Source organism: Dactylosporangium sp. NPDC051541 (assembly GCF_044454505.1).
Lineage (GTDB): Bacteria > Actinomycetota > Actinomycetes > Mycobacteriales > Micromonosporaceae > Dactylosporangium.
The window spans coordinates 163,413-181,256 of the sequence record NZ_JBITDU010000011.1; the positions used below are offsets into that span (position 1 = coordinate 163,413).

Here is a 17,844-nt window from a genome sequence, read left to right on the forward strand (position 1 = left end):
TCCATGTGCACCGTGCTCCTCCGGTTCGACCCCGACGCCACCTGGCCGGTACTCCTGGCCGCGGTCCGCGACGAGTATCTGGCCCGCCCCTGGGAACCCCCGGCCGAGCACTGGCCGGGCCGCTTCGGCGGCCGGGACAGCACCGCGGGCGGCACGTGGCTGGCCGTGGACCCGGCCCGCCCGAGCGTGACCGCGCTGCTCAACGGCTTCCCGCACCGGCCCGCCGCCGGCGACCGCCCGACCCGCGGCTCGCTGCCCCTGGCCCAGACGATCCCGGACGACGACGTGCTGCGCTCGTTCGACACGTTCCACCTGGTCCACGCCGAGCCGACCGAGGTCTCGGTCGTCACCTGGGACGGGGTCGCGGTGACCCGCCGCCTGCTCGAGCCGGGCGACCACGTGTTCGTCAACCAGGGTGTGGACGTGAACGACTTCGCACCGCTGCGCGCGGCCGCGACCCCGGACCCGAAGCCCGGTCTGGCTCCGGCCGCGGCGTGGGGCGACTGGATCGCGCTGCTGTCCGGGGGCGAGTTCACCGGGGCCGCCCCGCGGCCGCTGCTGGTCCGGCGGGAGGTCGAGGGTCTGCTGTACGGCTCCGGCTCGGCCGCCCTGGTCGCGATCGGGGAGCCGGGCGTGCGCTACGACTTCACCGCCGGCCCCGGCCCGGACGCGCAGTGGGCCGAGATCCCGCTATCCACGCAGTGAGGACTCCCAGAGGCGGGCCGCGCGGTCCGGGCTGGTCGAGCGCGGGGTCGCCGGGAAGCGCTCGCGCATGAAGTAGTAGCCGCCGGGCACCAGCTCGGCGGCCGGGGCGTCGGCCAGCCACTGGAGCTGGCCGGCGGCCCGATCGGGGGAACTGAACAGCACCGGGATCGGCTTGGCCAGCATGAACAGCGGGCTGCTGGACGCGAACCGGCTGCGCACCAGGCCCGGGAAGAACGCGACGGGCAGCACGCCGTGCGCGCCCCAGCGCCGGGCCGCCTCGCCGGTGAACAGGATGTTGGCCTGCTTGGACGACCCGTACGCCAGCCAGCGTGCCCGGTGCCACAAGGAGTTCTTCAGCGGGTTGTCGACGTCGAGCACGCCCCAGGCCTCGGCCAGGGACGCGGTGGTGACGATCCGCGAGCTCCCGGCCGCGTAGAGCCGGTCGAGCAGGTCGTGGGCCAGCCGGAACCCGGCCAGGTGGTTGACGACCAGGGCCTTCGGACCGCGATAGAGCCCGCCGGCGTTGTTGACGAGCACGTCGATGCGGTCGCAGGCGTCCCGGACCTTGCGGGCGGCGGCACGGACCTGATCGAGGTCGCCGAAGTCGGCGCGGACGGTGGTGGAGTTGGCACACAAGGAGCCGGCCGCGGCCAGGCGGCGCTCGTCCCGGCCGAGCAGGATGAGCCGGTCGCCTTGGGCGGCGAACCGGCGGGCGGCGGCGAGGCCGATGCCGGCGCTGGCCCCGGTGATCACCACGGTCCTGGTCACGATTTATGCCTTTTTATCAGGACAAACGCCGTCACAACCACCCAGGCCGACACTCCGATCAGTGCTGCCCGCTCCATCACCCCGGTGAACAGCGAACGCCCGGCGAACAGGATCCCGAACGCGGACAGGATCAGGGGCGGCCAGGCGATCGCCACACCGAGCCAGCCGATCCAGCGGACCTGGAACCAGTACAACAGGATCGCCAGAGCAATCAGCAGGAGTGCCCCGATCGCGGCGGCCGCGTGGACCAGGTCCTGTGCGGTGGGCGACTCGTACGGCGGCAGCGGACAGCCGGGGCTGCAGTGCACCGCCCCGGACAGGGCGGCCAAGGGTGCGGCGAGGGCCAGAGACAGCGCGATCAGCCCGCAGACGGGCCGGCTCGCGACCGCCAGCAAACCGAGGGAGAGCGCCAGCAGCACCATGCTGACCTGGTACAACGTCGCGTGGGGAGCACCGGGGACGCCCGACTCCGAGACGTATCGCCAGGGTGCCGAGCCCGCCACCGCCGTGGCCAGCCCCATCGCGCCACCGGCCCCGACGACCGCGGAACCGGCGGCGGCCCAGCGGTTGATCACGAAGCCAGCCTAATTCCATAGCGTGGCCGAATACCCACAGGGGGTACCGGCCAAATTTGACGTTCTTGTAAAACGGCACCTCTCGATGCTTATAGGGTATCTAGCAGGGTATCCGCAGTCCTACCGTTCCTAGTTATGGAACTGGAGCTGCGGCATCTGCGGGTCGTGTGCGCGATCGCGGACGCCGGCAGCGTGACCAAAGCCGCGTCCGTGCTCGGCCTGGCGCAGCCCGCGCTCACCGCGCAGTTGCAGCGGATCGAGCGGGCGCTGGGCGGGACGCTGTTCGAGCGCGACCGGCGCGGTGCGCGGGCCACGCCGCTGGGCGAGCTGGTGCTGGCCCGGGCCCGGGTGCTGCTGCCGGCCGTGAAGGGGCTGCAGGACGAGGCGACCCGGCTCGCCAGCGGGGCCGAGCGGGCCGGGCGGTACCGAATCGGCGCCGTGAACGGCCCGATCCTCGGCGGACTGGTGCACCGGATCACCAGCAACCACCCGGCCGCCCAGGTGACCACCCACGCGTCCTGGTCGTCCGCGGAGCTCGGTGACCTCGTGCTCGCCGGGAAGCTGGACTTCGTGCTGGTCGGGGCGTGCGGAGACGCGCCACCGGCGACCGACACCGGGCTGGCCTGGCGCGCGGTTGCGGCCGACCCCGTCTTCCTGCTGCTGCCCGAGGGGCACACCCTGGCCGACCGGGACGAGGTCGAGCTCTCCGAGCTGGCCGACGCGCAGTGGGTGGCCGCGCCCGGGGACGGCTGCTTCTCGGCGTGCCACGCGGCGGCCTGCGCGCGGGCCGGGTTCACGCCGAAGGTCCTGTTCGAGACCGAGGTGCGCGGCGCGATCGACCTCATCGAGCACGGGGACGCGGTCGGCCTGTGCCAGGCGACATTGCGGCCGATGGCGGGGCTGGTGGCGGTACCGATCGCGGGGGCGCCCCTGCATTGGCGGCAGATGCTCGGCTGGCTCCCCGACGGGCCCGCCGCGCGAGTCGCTTCGCAGGTCTGGGCGTATGCGATCGAGTCGTATGCGGACGCCGTGCGGCGCAACGAGCGGTACTCGAACTGGCTGGGCCGCCACCCCGACGGGCAAGGGTTGGCGATGTAAACGGGCCGATCCCCAAGTTGCGGCGGGCAGTACGCTCGCAGGCGTGGAGGACGCTGTCGACCGGCGGGGAACGCTGGTGCAGGAGGCGGCCCGCCGCTGGCGGTCACAGCTGATCGACCTCGGCGGGCGCAACACCCTGCTGTTCTACCGCGACCTGCGCGCGGGCACGCTCGACCTCAGCGCCGCCGACCCGGTCGCACTGCAGGCCCTGCTCGGCGGGCGCACCCTGCCGCTGGGCCAGCTCTTCCCGGACCGTGACGCGCACCAGGCCGCGATCAAGCGGGCCCGGACGATCCGCAACAAGGCGCGGGAGCTGACCGAGGAGCGGGGCATCGAGACCTGCTTCGCCGCGATCGGCAGCGCCACCTGGGACCAGCCGCCCGGCTCCGGCGCCGCCCCGGCCGCGCCGGTCCTGCTGCGCTCGGCCCAGCTGCGGGCTCGCGGTGCGGCCGAGGACGACTTCGACCTCACCCTGCAAGGTGATCTGGAGCTGAACCCGACCCTCCTGCAACTGCTGGAAGAGGATTTCGGGGTACGCCTGGACGCCGACGAACTCGAAGAGCTGGTCAGCTACCAGTCCGGCTTCGACCCCCAGCCGCTGTATGAGCGCCTCGGCAAGGAGGCGTCGGCCCGGGTCCGCGGCTTCGCGATCAGCCCCCGGTGCGTCCTGGGCACCTTCTCCTACGCCAAGCTCCCGATGGTCACCGACTTGCGGGTCGGCGCCCGGGCCCTGATCGAGCACGACGTCATCGCGGCCATCGCCGGCGACCGCGACGCCCAGGCCGCCCTCCGGCCCGCGACCGGGATCGGCCTGCGTGACCCGGACTGGATCCCGCCGGAGGACGAGTTCCTGGTCCTCGACGCCGACTCCTCGCAGAACTACGCGATCAACGCCGTCCTGGCCGGTCAGCACAGCGTGATCAAGGGCCCGCCCGGCACCGGCAAGAGCCAGACGATCGCCAACCTGATCGCGTCGCTGGTGGCCCGGGGCAAGCGGGTCCTCTTCGTGGCCGAGAAGCGCGCCGCGATCACCGCCGTCACCGACCGGCTGGCCCGGCGCGGCCTGGGCCAGCTGGTGATGGACGTGCACGACGGCACGACCTCGAGGAGGAAGGTCGCGGCCGACCTCAAGGCCGCGTTCGACTCCGCGGCCCGGATCGCCCAGCCCGACCTCGCGGTGCTGCACGAGACCCTCGCCGCCCGCCGGGCCGCGCTCAACGACCACGACGAGGCCATGCACCAGGTGCGCGGCCCGTGGGGCGTCTCCGCGTATCAGGCCCAGACCGAGATGATCCGCCTGGCCGCGGTCGTCCAGCCGATGACCGGCGTCCGCCTGCGCGGCCCGGTCCTGACCGCGCTGGACGAGATCGGCGCCCGCCGGGTCCGCGAGCAGCTGCGCGACTACGCCACCGTCGGCGGCTTCACGGCCGGCCCGCCGGAGTCCGGCTGGATCGGCGCCGCCATCCACAGCCCGCAGGACGCCGAGGCCGCCTTCGACCTGGCCGAGCGCCTGTCCGCCCGCACGCTGCCCGAGACCCGCCCGGCCCTGCAGTACGTCGCCGCCCAGACCGGCCTGCGCCAACCCACCGACCTCAACGGCTGGCGCGCTCTGTTCGCCTTCCTCGACGGCATCGCGGCCACGCTGTCGCAGTTCCGGCCCGAGGTCTACCAGGCCGACCTCCCGAGCCTCATCGCCGGCCTGGACGCCGGCTGGTGGACCCGCCGGAAATTCCGCAAGCAGGCCGCCCAGCTGTCGCGCGGCGGCGGCACGCCGAGCGCACAGCAGTTGCAGGAGGTCCTGCGTCAGCGCGAGCAGTGGGGCGGTGTCCCCCGGCTCCCGTCCGACCTGCCCCGCGCGAAGGCGGCCTTCGAGCAGCTGGACGGGCAGGTGAGCGGCCTGCTCCGGTTCTGCCCGCACCTCCCGCTGGCCACCATGGACCTGGATCGTCTGGGCCGCGTGCTCACGAGCCTGGCCGGTGACGAGCGCACGGTCCGCCGCGTCCCCCGGCTGAACGAGCTTTCGCTCGCGTTCACGGAGGCCGGCCTGGAGGACCTCGTCGAGGATCTCCGCGCGCGAAGGCCTGATGCCGAGCAGGCGGCGGCGGTGTTCGACGCGTGCTGGTACGCCTCGATCCTCCAGCACCTGAACTTCACCGACCCCCGGGTCGGCGCGTTCGACGGACCCCTGCAGTCGCGCACGGTCGCGGAGTACCGCGACGCCGACCACCGCCACATCGACGCCACCGCCACCCGGGTCCTGCGGGCCGTGGCCGAGCACATCACCCACGTGCGCGACGAGTATCCGGACGAGAGCCGCCTGGTCGAGCACCAGGCCAATCTCAAACGCCGCCACCTGCCGATCCGCCAGCTCTTCGCCACCGCCCCGCACATGCTCACGGCCCTGCGCCCGTGCTGGGCGATGAGCCCCCTGGTCGTCTCCCAGCTGCTGCCACCGCAGGCCGACCTGTTCGACGTGGTCGTCTTCGACGAGGCCAGCCAGGTGACGCCCGCGGACGCCGTCCCGGCCCTGCTCCGCGGCCGCCAGATCGTCGTGGCCGGCGACGAGCACCAGCTCCCGCCGACCAGCTTCTTCACCGCCGCCGAGGAGGGCCAGGGCGCCGACCCGCTGGGGGTGAACGCCGACGGCTCCATCGATCTGTCCCTGACATCCGGCTACGAATCGATTCTCGATGTCTTGAGTGCCTTGCTTCCGGGGTACCTCCTGAGGTGGCACTACCGCAGCCAGGACGACCGTCTGATCGGCTTCTCCAACGCCCACATCTACGAGGGCTCCCTCGTGACATTCCCCGGCGTCGCGGGCGAGGGCAGCGTGCGGCACGTCCACGTGCCGTTCGACGGTGCCGGGTCGGACGAAGCCGCCGACTCCGTCACCGCCGAGGTCGACCGCGTCGTGGAGCTCATCCTCCAGCACGCCCAGATCCGCCCGAACGAGTCTCTCGGCGTCATCACGATGGGCATCACGCACGCCGAGCGCATCGACCTGGCGCTGCGCAAGACCCTGGCGGCACGACCGGAGCTGCACGGGTTCTTCGCCGAAACCGCGGCCGAGCCGTTCTTCGTGAAGAACCTGGAGCGCGTCCAGGGCGACGAGCGCGACGCGATCATCCTGAGCATCGGCTACGGCAAAAACGCTTCCGGCCGCCTGTTGTACCGCTTCGGCCCGCTCCTGCTCCCGGGTGGCGAACGCCGCCTGAACGTGGCCGTCACGCGGGCCCGCCGCCGGATGACCCTGGTCAGCTCGTTCACCGCGGCCGACATGGACCCGGCCAAGTCCACCAGCGACGGCGTCCGCCTGCTGCGCTCCTACCTGGAATACACGGAGTCCGGCGGCACCAGCCTGGCCCCGACCGCGGCCACCCGCCCCCCGCTGAACGCCTTCGAGGCCGACGTCCAGGACCGCCTGACCAGGGCCGGCATCCCGCTGACCCCGCAGTTCGGCGTGGCCGGCTACGCGATCGACTTCGCCTGCGCCCACCCGACCAACCCGGCGGAGATGGTCCTGGCCATCGAAACCGACGGCGCGACCTACCACTCCTCCACCACCGCCCGCGACCGCGACCGCCTACGCCAGGAGCAGCTGGAGCGCCTGGGCTGGCGCTTCCACCGCATCTGGTCGACGGACTGGTTCGCCGACCCGGTGGCGGAGACGTCCCGCGCCAGGGCCGCCTACGACGAGGCGGTGGCCGCAGTGGAGGCCCGCCGCACCAACGAGCCGACGATCGTCCTGCACCTGGACCCGCCGGAGCCCACCGACGACGAGGCCCGCACCCGCCCCAAGCCCGACTTCACGCCGGGCCGGCCGATAGCGGAGTACCCCCACGGCCTTTTGGTTGATCTGCTCCTCTGGATCGAGTCCGACACACTGCTGCGCACCGAGGAGCAGGTCGTCGACGAGGCCCGCCGGGAGCTCGGCTTCAAACGCGGCGGCACCCGGATCAACGCCGCCCTGCAGGCCGCCCTGGCCGACGCCCGCGGCGAAACCGAACCCCCCGCCCCGCCGCCCGCCCCCGAAGAACCGGACCCGGACAAGACCCGCGTCCTCGATCTCCACCCCGCCGACCGCCCCGAAACCACCGACACCCACCAGCGTCCCGAGACCGACTAGCGCCCTCCAGCGCAGCGTGCCTGCAAGGTAGCGGGCCGGTTCCCAGGTGGGGCACAGGTTCGCGGGAACTTGCCGGAAGGTCGGGGACTGAGTCTCAACAGCATGACCAGCACAGAGACGCTTCCTCGCGCGGTTGGCGCGGGTGGCCGGAACGCCGGCGCTGTCCTTGACGTCGTGATCCCGGTGTTCAACGAGGAGGTTGATCTCGGGCCTTGTGTGCGGCGGCTCCATGCGCATCTGCGGGAGAGTTTTCCGTATCCCTTTCGGATCACGGTGGCCGACAACGCGAGCACCGATGCGACGCCGGAGGTGGCGGGGGCGCTCGCCGCCGAGCTCGCCGGGGTCGAGGTCGTGCGGCTGGCGGAGAAGGGGCGGGGGCGAGCGCTGAAGCAGGCCTGGTCGGCTTCGGACGCGCCGGTGCTCGCGTATATGGACGTGGACCTCAGCACCGACCTCAACGCACTGCTGCCGCTGGTCGCGCCGCTGCTGTCGGGGCATTCGGACGTGTCTATCGGGTCGCGGCTGGCCCGGGGGTCGCGGGTGGTGCGCGGGCCGAAGCGGGAGTTCATTTCGCGTAGTTACAACCGCATCCTTCGCACTGCCCTCAGCGCCAGTTTCTCCGACGCGCAGTGCGGTTTCAAAGCGATCCGCAAGGACGTCGCCGAGCAGCTGCTGCCCCTGGTCGAGGACACCGGCTGGTTCTTCGACACCGAGCTGCTCGTCCTGGCCCAGCGAGCCGGCCTGCGCATCCACGAGGTGCCGGTGGACTGGATCGACGACCCCGACAGCCGGGTCGACATCGTCGCGACGGCCGTGGCCGACCTCAAGGGGATCGCCCGCCTGGGCCGGGCCCTGGTCACCGGGAAGGTGCCGGTCGCCGCGCTGCGCAGCCGCCTTGGCCGGGCCCCGCTGGTCGAGGGGGTCCCGGCCGGCCTGCTGCCGCAGCTGCTGCGCTTCGGCGGGATCGGCGTGCTCTCGACCGTCGCTTTCCTGCTGCTGTACGCGCTGCTGCGGCCCGAGTTCGGGGCGCAAGCGGCCAACTTCGTCGCGCTGCTGACGACCGCGGTCGCCAACACGGCACTGAACCGCCGGCTGACGTTCGCGATCCGGGGCAGTGACGGGGCGGTACGCCATCAGGTCCAGGGTCTTCTGCTCTTCGCGCTCGGTCTGGCCCTGAACTCGGCCGCCCTCATCGCGCTGAACTGGACCGCGCCCGGGCACTCGCACGCGGCCGAGCTCGCGGTGCTGCTGCTGGCCAACGCGGTCACGACGCTGCTGCGGTTCGTGCTGATGCGGGTCTGGGTGTTTCGCGAAGCCGGCTGATTTTTCGGTAATGCGGCGGGTCGTCGGCGCACCTTTCCCACGACAGATTCTTTGGGAAGGAGCACCCTGTGAAACGTCGAGTCGGACTGTTCGCGGTCCTCGTGGCGGTGCCGGTGGCCGTCGTCGCGGTCACCGCCTGGCCATCAGAGGCGGCCGTCGCCCCGGTGGCCGGCGGAACTTACACCCTGGCCGCGGGTGCGTCGGGCAAGTGCCTCGCCGTGAGCGGCTCGGGCACTGCGAACGGTGACCTGCTGGTCCAGGTCGCGTGCGCCAACCAGCAGTTCAAGGTGGTGGCGCAGAACGGTGCCTACGGGCTGACGAGCGTCGCCAGCGGCAAGTGTGTCGACGTCCCGAGCTCGTCGACGACGTCGGGCACGCAGCTGTGGCAGTACACGTGCGGCGCCAGCGCCAACCAGACGTGGCAGCTGACCGCGTCGACGGCGGCGGCCGGGAAGTACATCATCAAGAGCGCGCAGAGCGGCCTGTGCGTGACCGACAAGGACGGCTCCACGGCCGGGAACAACCCGATCGTGCAGGAGACCTGCGCCGACGTCGCCCGGATGCAGTGGTCGTTCAACTACGTCAGCGGCCCGACGTCCGGGCCGACCACCGGCGGTGGCGGGCGCACCTGGTCCAACACCGCGGACGGGTTCGCGCAGGGGACGACCGGCGGGGCCGGCGGGACCACGGTGACGGTGTCGAACTACGCGGACCTGCTGAAGTACGGTGTCGTGGAACCAGCTCGGCAACCACAACAAGGTGTTCGGCATCGGCTGGACCGACAACGTGACGGCCCGGATGACGATCCACCACAACTGGCTGCACGACAACAACCAGCGCAACCCCAGCGCCGACAACCTCGCCTACGCGCACCTCTACAACAACTACCTGCAGAACATCTCCAGCTACGGCAACTACTCGCGCGGCAGCACGAAGATGGTGCTGGAGAACAGCTACTTCGACCACGTGAACAACCCGTACTACCCGGACAGCACGGCGCAGCTGAAGCAGTCCGGCTCGATCGTGGTCAACAGCACCGGCCGCAAGGAGACGTCGGGCTCGGCGTTCGATCCGCACTCGTTCTACTCGTACACCCTCGACCCGGCGGCCGACGTGCCGACCCTGGTCAAGACCTACTCCGGCCCCCAGGCCAACATCACGATGTAGTCAGGAAGTCCGTCACGGGCAGGGTGCCGTCAGCCTGGCGGGCACCCTGTGCCGTGGCCGGGTCGGTGGAGCGGAAGGCGGCCTGGGTCGCCAGCTCGGCCGCCGACCAGGTCCGCGTGGCCGGCTTCGCGTTGCCGACGGCCCGGTTGCCGTCGAGCCGGGCCGTGTCCGCCGTCAGCGCGAAGCCGGCGGTGCGGTTACGCCAAGCGGTGTTGCCGGTCAGCCGCAGCGGGCCTGGGTTGCCGTCGTCCTGAAATCCGGCCCCGCCGTTGTCCCAGGCCAGGTTGGTGCGCAGGACGTGCCCGGCGGCCGGGGCCGGGCTCCCGCCGCCGACCGCGAAGCCGTTCGCGCCGTTGCTCCAGGCCCAGTTGCGCTCCAGCGTCACCGCCCCGTTGAACTCGCCCAGGTCGATGCCGTTGTCGGCGTTGGACCAGACCCGGTTGCCGCGCAGCACGTTGCCGGCGCCGCCGCCGAACTTCAGCGCGATGCCCTGCCCGTTCTGCGTGCCCGGGGCGGGGTCGCGGTTGGCGTAGAAGTCCCCGTCCAGGATCTGGTTGCCGTCGGTACCGTCGCCACGCAGCTGCAGCGCCGCGCGGTATCCGCCGTGGATCGACAGCCGCAGGAACGTGTCGTGCTTGCAGGAGAGGCAGACGTAGGCGTTGCTTCGCGCACCCCGGATCTCCAGATCGCGGACGGTCCAGTAGTCGGCCTCGTGCGTGACGACCCACGCGTCCGCCGGCAGGCCCGACCCGTCCAGTACCGGCCGCTCGTCCCCGTAGCCGGCCAGGGTGATCCGCGCGTCCGTGGTGCCGCCGGTGCGCAGCTCGATCGGGGTCGTCAGCGCGTAGGTGCCGCCGCGCAGCCAGATGGTGCGGCCCGGCCGGACCCGGTCCGCCGCCGCGCCGACCGTGGCGAGCGGCCGGTCCTTGCTGCCGTCGCCGCCGTCGTCGCCGTCCGGCGCGACGAACAGGTCGCGCGGGGTGGTGACCGGGAAGGTGAGCGCGAACCCGATCAGGACGGCGGCCGTGGCCACCGCGGCGGCCGCGTGTTTGCCGCTCAGCGCCTTGAGGCCGGCCAGCAGCGCGACCAGGCCGGGCAGCAGTCGCTCGGGCGCGATCAGACCGGCGCTGTGCGCGGTACACCTGGAGCAGTTTCTGGTGTGTCGGACGGCCGCCTCCCGCCACCAGACCGCGAGCAGCGCCCGCTCGTCGTCGTCGAGCCAGCGCGCCGCCTCGGCCACCTCCTGCCGCTGCCCGGTCAGGACCAGGTCTTCGGCGGTCCGCTCGGCGAAGTCCAGCCCCGGGTCGGGCAGGTCCTCGGCCAGCTCCTGCCGGCGCGGCGCGTCCCGGCGGCGGGTGCGCAGGTACAGCTGGATCTGCCGGTTGGTGATCGCCACCGCCCACGCCCGGAACCGCTCGGGGTCGCGCAGCCGCGGCAGTCCCCGGACGATCTGGATGAGCACCTCCTGCACCACGTCGTCGGCGTCGGCGTGGCCGTTGAGGGCCCGGCCGACCAGGCTCCGCACCCCGGGCATGACCCGGGCGAGCAGCTGGTCGAGCGCATCCCGGTCGCCGCACTGCGCCGTCCGGACGAGAGACGTCTGCACGCTCGGGTAGATGCCGCCACGGGCGCGGCGATCACAGTTTTTCGGCCCGACAAAACGGTCAAGTCTGACACGCCGGAGTCGCTCGTACGATACCGTCAAATGTGGTGAAAGCGGGATTTCTTCATGAAGTGCGCGACGGCGTCACGCCGCGCGCGGGTGCGCTGGTCCTCGCGGTCCTCGCCCTCCAGCTGGCGTTCATCGCCAGCTACATCGGGGCCTTCCACGAGCCGACCCCGCACCGCATACCCCTGGCCGTCGCCGCGCCCCCGGAGGCGCTCGACGACCTGGTCGGCAAGCTCGATCGGCTGCCCGGCCAGCCCCTGGACGCGCGGGCCGCGTTCAGCGAGGACGCCGCCCGCCGCATGATCGACCAGCGGGAGGTGTACGGGGCGTTCATCGTCTCCAACACCGACGCCACCGACCGCCTCATCGTCGCCGGCGCCGCGGGCGCGAGCGTCGCCACCGCCCTGCAGCAGATCATCACCCCGCTCGAGGACGCACAGGAGCGGGCGTTCACCACCGAGGACGCCAAACCGGCCCTCCTCGGCGACGCCCGCGGCCTGTCCGGCTTCTACCTCGCGCTGGGCTGGGTCGTCGGCGGCTACCTGGTGGCGCTCGCCGTCAGCATGAGCAAGGGCGCCCGCCCCGCCAACCCGCACCGCGCCGTGATCCGCCTGCTCGCCCTGGCCGTCTACTCCGCCGTGTCGGGCGTGGCCGGGGCGCTGATCGCCGGCTCCCTGTTCGGCGCCCTGGACGGCCACCTCGCGCAACTGTGGTGGTTCGGCGCGCTGCTGGTGTTCGCCTCGGGCTGCTGCACAATGGCTTTGCAGGCGGCATTCGGTTTCGTGGGTACCGGCCTCACGATCCTGCTCTTCGTAGTCCTCGGCAACCCGAGCGCCGGCGGCGCGTACCCGGCCCCGCTGCTCCCACCGTTCTGGCGCGCCATCGGTCAGTGGCTCCCACCGGGCCTGGGCACCGAAGCCATCCGCGGCATCGTGTACTTCTCCGGGGCGGGCGTCCAGCGAGCCGCCATCATCCTCGGCGGCTACGCGCTGTTCGGCCTGATCGGCACCCTGCTCGTCGCCCAGATCGCCCAGCCCCGCCAGGTCGTCATCACCCCGGGCCAGAGCCTGGTCCCCGCCGGCCGCCGCGACGCCGTCACCACCTCCCGCCCCTGACGCCCTAGGGCCGCCGGACGGTCACCCGGGCCGGAGGGTAGACAGGCTACGTATTGCGGTGGACGATGGTTGTGCTGCGGCATGACTGGCGGACCTGTACGGGGGAGCGGGCATGGCACGACGCAAGTTCGAGGTCCGGGCTCTTCCCGGCCAGTCGGCCAGTGCGCTCGACGAGCGGTTTCAGGCCGCGACGCCGCTGCGCCGCCTGCTGAACAAGGTCTTCCCCGACCACTGGTCGTTCCTGCTGGGCGAGATCGCGCTCTACTCGTTCATCGTGCTGCTGCTCAGCGGCATCTTCCTGGCGCTGTTCTTCGACCCGTCGATGCGTGAGGTGGTCTACGACGGCTCCTACACGCCCTTGCGCGGCGTGGAGATGTCGCAGGCGTACAACACCGCCCTGCACCTGTCGTTCGACGTGCGCGGCGGCCTCTTCATGCGCCAGATGCACCACTGGGCCGCGCTGCTGTTCATGGCCGCGATCGTGGTGCACATGTTCCGGGTGTTCTTCACCGGCGCGTTCCGCAAGCCGCGCGAGGCCAACTGGATCGTCGGCCTGCTGCTCTTCTGGGTCGGGCTGTTCGAGGGCTTCGCCGGCTACTCGCTCCCGGACGACGCCCTGTCCGGCACGGGCCTGCGGATCGCCTCGGCGATCCTGCTCTCCATCCCGATCGTCGGCACCTGGATAACCACGTCGCTGTTCGGCGGGGAGTTCCCCGGTGAGGTGATTCTCGACCGGCTGTACATCGTGCACGTGCTGCTCCTCCCCGGTGCGCTGCTCGCGCTGATCACCGTCCACATGGGACTGCTGGTGAAGCAGAAGCACACGCAGTGGCCGGGGCCCGGCCGGACCAACGAGAACGTGGTCGGCGTGCGGATGTTCCCGGGCTTCGCGGCCAAGGCCGGCGGCTTCTTCATGATCGTTTTTGCCATGATCGTGGCCCTGGCGGGGCTGTTCCAGATCAACCCGATCTGGCTGTTCGGCCCCTACAAGGCCGCGGTCGTGTCGGCGGCGAGCCAGCCCGACTGGTACATGATGTTCCTCGACGGGTCGACCCGGCTGTTCCCGGCCTGGGAGATCAGGTTCGACCTGTTCGGCTGGGGTGACGGCTACACCATCCCGGCGGTCTTCTGGCCCACCGTGGCGCTGCCCGGCATCCTGGTCATGCTGCCGATCCTGTATCCGTTCATCGAGGCGCGGTTCAGCAAGGACAAGGCCGTCCACAACCTCCTCCAGCGCCCGCGGGACAACCCGTTCCGCACCGCGCTGGGCGCCATGGCGATCTCGTTCTACATCGTGCTGGTGATCTCCGGCGGCAACGACGTCCTGGCCGACAAGTTCCACATCAGCCTCAACGCGATGACCTGGGCCGGGCGCATCGGCATTTTGATCATCCCGCCGCTGGCCTACTACGCGGCCTACCGCATCGCGCTGGGCCTGCAGCAGCACGACCGCGAGGTCCTGGCCCACGGCGTCGAGACCGGCATCATCCGGCGCCTGCCCGACGGCCGCTTCATCGAGATCCACCAGCCGCTGCCGTCGGCCGACGGCGAGGGCCACCACGGCCTGGACTACGCGGGCTGGGTCGTGCCGAAGAAGATGAACCGCATCGGCGCCCTCGCCCCGACGGTCAAGGGCTTCTTCTACCCGGTGGAGAAGGCGCCCGCGCCGCGGCGCCCCGCACCCCGCCAGCTCGCGGAGGAGAGCGAGCCCGAGCGGGTCACCGCGCCGCACTGAGCCGACGGCGGTGCGGAGACGGCCCGGCGCCGGGCCGGGCTCAGCGGTCCGCGCTCTGCAGGAGCGGCATGGTGCCGGCCGGATCGGCGGCGGGCCGCGGCAGTTCGCCGGTGTGGCGGGCGCCGTGGGCTTCGAGCAGCGCCAGGACCGGCTCGATCTTCTCGTAGAGCAGGAGCAGGACGTCGCCCGGGCGGGTCATGGCCAGCGCGGCCGGTATGGCCTCCTCGATGGTGTCGACCCGGACACACCGCGTTTGCGGAGCGACCGCCAGCAGTTCGTCGTGGACGATGCCGCGGACCTCGCCCGGGGTGCGGCCGCGGCGGTCGGCGTCCTCGTAGAGGACCACGCGGGTGAAGCGGGCGCCGACGACGGTGGCTGACTCGCGGAGCAGATCGTCGCGGCGGTCGCCGGGAAGGGTGATCGCCGCTACCGCGCGGTCGTAGCCCCACACCCGCTCGACCAGATCGCTCACGGCGGCTATCGCGGCCGGGTTGTGGGCGTAGTCGACCAGCACGTCCACCTCGCCGCAGCGCAGGAGGGTGCCGCGGCCGGGGTTGTCGAGGGGGTTGGCGCCGAAGGTGCGCAGGCGTTCGGCCACCCGGGCCGTGGTGACGCCCAGGACTCTCGCGGCGGCGGTCGCGGCCAGGGCGTTGGCGACCAGGTGGCGCGCGGCGCCGCCGAAGCCGCCGCCCAGCTCGTGGGCGGCCAGCAGGGGGATCCAGCGGCGGCCGGACAGCTCGACCAGCCAACCGTCGGCCAGGAGGTAGGCACGGCCGCCGGAGTCCCAGTGGCGGCGGACCAGCGGGTTGCGGGGGTCGAGCGAGCACCAGATGATCTCGCGGCCGGGGAAGTCGAGCTCGCTGCCGCGGGGGTCGTCGGCGTTGAGGATCACGGCGCCGCCGGCGCGGACCCGCTCGGCCACGACCGACTTGAGGTCGACGAGCTCGTCGACGCTCTCGATGCCGTCCTGGCCCACGTGGTCGGAGGACAGGTTGGTGATGATGCCGACGTCGCTCCAGTCGTAGCCGAGGCCCTGGCGGAGCAGGCCGCCGCGGGCGGTTTCCAGGACCGCCGCGTCCACCGTCGGGTCGCCCAGGACGACCCGCGCCGAGCGCGGGCCCGTCGCGTCGGCCCGCTGGATCAGGCGGCCGCCCACCACCACGCCGTCGGTGGTCGTCACGCCCACGCGGAGGCCGGCGCCGGCCAGGAGATGGGCGGTCAGGCGGGCGACCGTGGTCTTGCCGTTGGTGCCGGTGATGGCCACGATCGGGATCCGTGACGGGGTGCCGGCCGGGTAGAGGGCGTCGACGATCGCGGCGCCCACGTCGTGCTGGTCCAGGTGCATGCGCAGCCCGGGGGCGGCGTTGACCTCGATCACCGCGCCCCGGCGCAAGGGCAGCTCCTCGGCGATGTCGGGCAGCCGCAGGTCGATGCCGGCGATGTCGAGCCCGACCAGGCCGGCGACCCGGCGGCACAGGTCGGCGACCGACGGGTGGACCAGCTTGGTGACGTCGACGCTGGTGCCGCCCGTAGAGAGGTTGGCATTGTCGCGCAGCCACACCGTCGCCCCCTCGGCCGGCACGTCGTGCACCGTGAGGCCCTGGCGGTCCAGGAGCGTCGCGGCGACCTCGTCTACCGCGAGCCGGGTGAGCGCGCGGGCGTGGCCGTCGCCGCGCCGCGGGTCCTCGTTGGCCCGCGCGATCAGGCCGGCGATGTCGGTGCGGCCGTCGCCGATCACGTGCGCGGCGACGCGTTCGGCGGCCGCGATGATCTCGCCGCCGACGGTCAGCACCCGGTAGTCGCGGCCCTCGACCTGGCGCTCGACCACGGCGTCCCCGCCGTCCGCGGTCGCGGCGGTGAACGCGGCCCGGACCGCGTCGGCCGATCCGAGTTCGAGGTACACGTGCCGCCCCTGCCGGCCGCCGCGCGGCTTGACGACGACCGGGGCGCCGAGCTCCTCGAACCGGCGCACCGCCTCGTCCGGCGTGGTCGCCGGGCCGCCGGTCGCGACCGGGATGCCGGCGTCTTCGAGGAGGCGGCGGGTGAGCTCCTTGTCACCCGCGATGTCGACGCCGATCGCCGAGGTCTGGTCGGTGAGGGCGGCCCAGACGAGGCGGCGGTGGCGGCCGTAGCCAAGCCGCAGCAGACTCAGATCGCCGACCCGCTCGACCGGGATGCCCTTCGCGCGGGCCGCTTCGGCGATGGCGGCGGTGGACGGGCCCGGCTTCTCCCGCTCGTACTGCCGCCGCAGGTCCCCGAGGTCGAGGGCGGGCGGCGCGTCGCCACGCACCAGCGGCAGCAGGAGGGAGATGGCCATATTCAGCAGGGCAACCGGCAAGTCGGACTCGTGGGGCTCGTCCAGCGGGCACTCCATGAGGACGTCGAAAGCGGAGGGGTCCTCGGTGCCGACGGTGCGGCCGAAGTTGACCGCGCGGCCGATGAGGTTGGACAGCTCGATCGCCATGTGCTCGGCGGTGTGGCCGAAGTAGGTGCCGCCGTGCAGCCGTTTGACGAACCCGCCCGGCGCCCCCGCCGCACAGTGGTGCTCGGCCAGGCCCGGCAGCAGCTCGAGGAGGCGCTCCGGCAGGCCCGGGAAGTCGCAGGTCTCGCGGCCGGTGAGGTCGTCGAGGAGGACCCGGGTGACCTGGACGGGGCGGGCGAGGTACCGGTTCGGCCCCCGTAGGCGGCGGCTGTGTTCAATACGCATGATCCTCTTCCGCTTTCCTCTTCGGGGCCCGCTCGGTCAGGTCGAACCGGTGCCCGGCCGGCAGGACGTGCAGCTGGGCGCCGTACAGCGCGATGGGGCCGCCCGGCTCGCCGGCGAAGCCGCCCGACCCGGCCGCGGGGCACTGGATGTCCCGGGCCTGCCCGGCGTCGATCACGGTCACGGTGCCGCGCCCGAGCACCTGGAACACGTCGCCGTCGACGAGGATGGCGGTGTTCTCGTCGATGCCGAGGCCGAGCTCGTGCGGGAACATGGCGATGGCGCTGAGCAGCCGGTTGAGCCGCCCGCGCTCGGCGAAGTGCATGTCGATGAGCACGCCCGGCAGGAACTCCATGCCCGGGCCGGTCCGCACGCTGCTGGTGCTCACGCTGGCGAGACTGCCGCCAAGGATCATGGTGCCGGACATCATCGCGGCGCCCGCGCTGGTGCCGGCCAGGATCATGCCCTCGGCCAGCCGCGCGTGCAGTGCCCGGTCGACCTTCGTCCCGCCCACCACGGTGGTGATCCGCAGCTGGTCGCCGCCGGTGAAGAACACGCCGGTGGCCCGCTCGATGGCGGCCACGGCCAGGTCGCCGTTGGCGTCCTCGCGCGACTCGAGCCGCAGCGCCGTGACGCGCCGGGCCCCGAGCCGGTGGAAGACCTCGGCGTACTCCTTCGCGCGCGCACCGGGGCTCTCGCTCGCCGTGGCGATCACGACGAGGTGCGCCTCACCCCCGCCCGCGAGCAGCACGAAGCGCTCGAGGATCTCGTCGTCGCCGGCGTCGTGACTCTCCGCGCCCCCGATGACGAGCAGCTTTCCGGGCATCCCACCTCGCTCCCAACAACCCCTACATCTTGC

Annotated in this window: 12 protein-coding genes and 1 pseudogene; 8 read left to right on the plus strand and 5 right to left on the minus strand. The window is 72.2% G+C overall.

What is annotated here, in order from left to right; genetic code table 11:
• Window positions 1-3 precede the first annotated feature (3 nt).
• Window positions 4-705, plus strand: a complete 702-nt coding sequence (locus tag ACIA8L_RS39045) for an NRDE family protein (RefSeq protein ID WP_395912557.1) — start codon at window positions 4-6, stop codon at window positions 703-705.
• Here the strand turns inward: ACIA8L_RS39045 and ACIA8L_RS39050 are convergent.
• Window positions 691-1,473 carry an SDR family NAD(P)-dependent oxidoreductase gene (locus ACIA8L_RS39050; RefSeq protein ID WP_395912559.1) on the minus strand — a complete coding sequence of 261 codons (783 nt, stop codon included), beginning with the start codon at window positions 1,471-1,473 and terminating at the stop codon, window positions 691-693. The genes ACIA8L_RS39045 and ACIA8L_RS39050 overlap by 15 nt on opposite strands.
• Window positions 1,470-2,048 carry a DUF998 domain-containing protein gene (locus ACIA8L_RS39055; RefSeq protein ID WP_395912561.1) on the minus strand — a complete coding sequence of 193 codons (579 nt, stop codon included), beginning with the start codon at window positions 2,046-2,048 and terminating at the stop codon, window positions 1,470-1,472. Before ACIA8L_RS39055 ends, ACIA8L_RS39050 begins: the two co-directional genes overlap by 4 nt.
• 135 nt (window positions 2,049-2,183) lie before the next feature.
• On the opposite strand from ACIA8L_RS39055, the gene ACIA8L_RS39060 reads away from it, so the two are divergent.
• From ACIA8L_RS39060 to ACIA8L_RS39080, 5 genes and pseudogenes are all read left to right on the plus strand, one after another.
• Entirely contained in the window at window positions 2,184-3,146 is a 963-nt protein-coding gene (locus tag ACIA8L_RS39060) for a LysR substrate-binding domain-containing protein (protein ID WP_395912563.1), read from the plus strand.
• 43 nt (window positions 3,147-3,189) lie between these two features.
• Window positions 3,190-7,272, plus strand: coding sequence for an AAA domain-containing protein (locus ACIA8L_RS39065; RefSeq protein ID WP_395912565.1), 4,083 nt, complete (start codon window positions 3,190-3,192; stop codon window positions 7,270-7,272).
• Between the two features lie 102 nt (window positions 7,273-7,374).
• On the plus strand, window positions 7,375-8,595 hold the full coding sequence (locus tag ACIA8L_RS39070) for a glycosyltransferase (RefSeq protein WP_395912567.1): 1,221 nt from the start codon (window positions 7,375-7,377) through the stop codon (window positions 8,593-8,595).
• A gap of 218 nt (window positions 8,596-8,813) precedes the next feature.
• Window positions 8,814-9,116, plus strand: a pseudogene (locus tag ACIA8L_RS39075) (RICIN domain-containing protein); the annotation flags it as partial.
• Window positions 9,117-9,321: 205 nt separating this feature from the next.
• Window positions 9,322-9,762: a hypothetical protein gene (locus ACIA8L_RS39080; RefSeq protein WP_395912569.1), complete on the plus strand. Its 441-nt coding sequence runs from the start codon at window positions 9,322-9,324 to the stop codon at window positions 9,760-9,762.
• Here the strand turns inward: ACIA8L_RS39080 and ACIA8L_RS39085 are convergent.
• On the minus strand, window positions 9,752-11,368 hold the full coding sequence (locus tag ACIA8L_RS39085) for a sigma-70 family RNA polymerase sigma factor (RefSeq protein ID WP_395912571.1): 1,617 nt from the start codon (window positions 11,366-11,368) through the stop codon (window positions 9,752-9,754). The genes ACIA8L_RS39080 and ACIA8L_RS39085 overlap by 11 nt on opposite strands.
• 128 nt (window positions 11,369-11,496) lie before the next feature.
• On the opposite strand from ACIA8L_RS39085, the gene ACIA8L_RS39090 reads away from it, so the two are divergent.
• Together ACIA8L_RS39090 and ACIA8L_RS39095 are read left to right on the plus strand one after the other, a co-directional pair.
• Entirely contained in the window at window positions 11,497-12,546 is a 1,050-nt protein-coding gene (locus ACIA8L_RS39090; RefSeq protein WP_395912573.1) for a hypothetical protein, read from the plus strand.
• A gap of 112 nt (window positions 12,547-12,658) precedes the next feature.
• Window positions 12,659-14,281, plus strand: coding sequence for a cytochrome bc complex cytochrome b subunit (locus ACIA8L_RS39095; RefSeq protein WP_395912575.1), 1,623 nt, complete (start codon window positions 12,659-12,661; stop codon window positions 14,279-14,281).
• A 40-nt stretch (window positions 14,282-14,321) separates the two neighbouring features.
• Here the strand turns inward: ACIA8L_RS39095 and cphA are convergent, their stop codons facing one another.
• Window positions 14,322-16,988: a cyanophycin synthetase gene (gene cphA, locus ACIA8L_RS39100; RefSeq protein ID WP_395912577.1), complete on the minus strand. Its 2,667-nt coding sequence runs from the start codon at window positions 16,986-16,988 to the stop codon at window positions 14,322-14,324.
• Window positions 16,978-17,811 carry a cyanophycinase gene (locus ACIA8L_RS39105; RefSeq protein WP_395912579.1) on the minus strand — a complete coding sequence of 278 codons (834 nt, stop codon included), beginning with the start codon at window positions 17,809-17,811 and terminating at the stop codon, window positions 16,978-16,980. Before ACIA8L_RS39105 ends, cphA begins: the two co-directional genes overlap by 11 nt.
• Between the last annotated feature and the right edge of the window lie 33 nt (window positions 17,812-17,844).